Origin of the sequence: Chitinophaga costaii (assembly GCF_900094705.1) — a bacterium.
GTDB classification, from domain to species: Bacteria; Bacteroidota; Bacteroidia; order Chitinophagales; family Chitinophagaceae; genus Chitinophaga; species Chitinophaga costaii.
On sequence record NZ_FMAR01000047.1, the window covers coordinates 1 to 1724 of the forward strand.

The 1724-nt window shown below is 44.4% G+C and carries 1 protein-coding gene and 1 pseudogene; one reads left to right on the forward strand and one right to left on the reverse strand.

The window, feature by feature from the left end:
* Positions 1 to 41: 41 nt before the first annotated feature.
* A pseudogene (locus GA0116948_RS21870) lies at positions 42 to 323 on the reverse strand (transposase); the annotation flags it as partial.
* Positions 324 to 462: 139 nt separating this feature from the next.
* Between GA0116948_RS21870 and GA0116948_RS20870 the strand changes: the two are divergent.
* A protein-coding gene (locus GA0116948_RS20870; RefSeq protein ID WP_089715829.1) for an IS630 family transposase occupies positions 463 to 1622 on the forward strand; the annotation gives its coding sequence in 2 pieces (ribosomal slippage) (positions 463 to 916 and positions 916 to 1622; 1161 coding nt in all).
* Positions 1623 to 1724 lie beyond the last annotated feature (102 nt).

Consider the following 1724-nt stretch of genomic DNA (forward strand, 5'->3'; position numbering starts at 1 on the left):
ATATTCTGCCGCTGCAAAAAATGTCACTTTCTAACGAGACTTTACCCCAATCGCAATCGTAGCCGCTCGCCAAATCTAATTGATAATTGAGATACGGTCAAAATACAGTTCTGTAAGGGTTGCGTCCACTTTTTTTGAATGTGCTGAGTTGCCAAATAGATCAGCTTCAGCAGGGCCATATCCGAGGTAAAGGCCCCCTTTGTTTTAGTTACTTTGCGAACCTGGCGATGGAAGCCTTCAATAGTATTGGTGGTGTAGATCAACTTGCGGATAGCTGCCGAATACTGAAAATAGGTCGTTATTTTTTCCCAGTTGTGCCTCCAGTAATGGACTCCTTCTAATAATTTCGGAGATTTTAAGCCAGGAAGTTTAGGTGGTGTTTATAAGTTTAATAGTGAAGTCAAAAGTGGTAAATTGCCACCAAATACCTAGTGTCTAGTCTATTTTTTATTGTCGTATAAAATCCGTAACTTTTTCTTCCAAAAACGTTATGGTAAATATAAAGTGACCCTTACCCAGGAGGAACGGGAGGAACTGGAAGGGATTATAAGTAAAGGAAAGCATAGCTCCCAGGTATACCGCAATGCCTATATGCTTCTTAATTGTGACGAGGGGAAGTATGGCGATAAGATTACGGGTAAAGAGATCTGTCGGGTATTAAAGGTTAGCATGCGCATGATCGACCGGGTCAAAAAGCGGTTTGTCGAAGAAGGCTTCGAAGCCTGTGTTAAACGAAGGCCTGCCAGCCGGACCCGGGAACGAAAGGCCGATGGAGAACTGGAAGCCCGGTTAATAGCCCTGAGTTGCAGTAAACCACCGAAGGGCTATGGGAAATGGACACTTAGACTCCTGGCCGATAAGTTGGTGGAGTTGAATTATGTGGACAGTATCTGCCATGAGACAGTGAGAAAGGTCCTAAAAAAAACGAATTGAAACCCTGGCAAGTAAAGGGTTGGGTAATCCCACCCACTGCCAACGGTCAATTTGTAGCTGCGATGGAAGAGGTGTTGGATGTATATAAGCGTCCATATGCCAGAAAGTATCCGGTGGTGTGCATGGACGAATCACCCAAGCAGCTTATTCGGGAAACAAGAATGCCGGTTAAAATGCGAAGTGGTCAGTCGGCTCGAAGTGATTTTGAATATGAACGCTGCGGGGTATGTAATATATTCATGGTGAACGAGCCTTTGGTAGGGAAGCGGCATGTCAAGATAACGGATAGGAAGACGAAGCTGGATTGGGCGGAGTTGATCCGGGAGATAGCCGATGACCTGTATCCGAAAGCAGCCAAAATAACCCTGGTCATGGACAACCTGTCTACGCATAAACCGGGTGCCCTGTATGAAGCCTTCCCGCCAGCAGAGGCAAAGAGGATATGGGATCGGTTCGATTTTGTATATACACCCAAACACGGGAGCTGGCTGAACATGGCAGAGATCGAATTGAACGTCCTGACAAAGCAATGCCTCAACCGCAGGATCGACAATATGGAGACCATCAAAGAGGAAGTACGAGTCTGGCAATCCTCTCGCAATGGTAAAAAGTCCGTCATTAATTGGCGGTTTACAACCAAGGATGCACGAATCAAATTAAAAAGACTTTATCCGACAATTTTAGGTTGACTAGACACTAGTATCTTCCATATAATACTGCAACAGGGAAATTACAATAGATTATGCAACAAATAGATGTTTGGTCACTTATCAAGCAAAAAGAATTTGAAT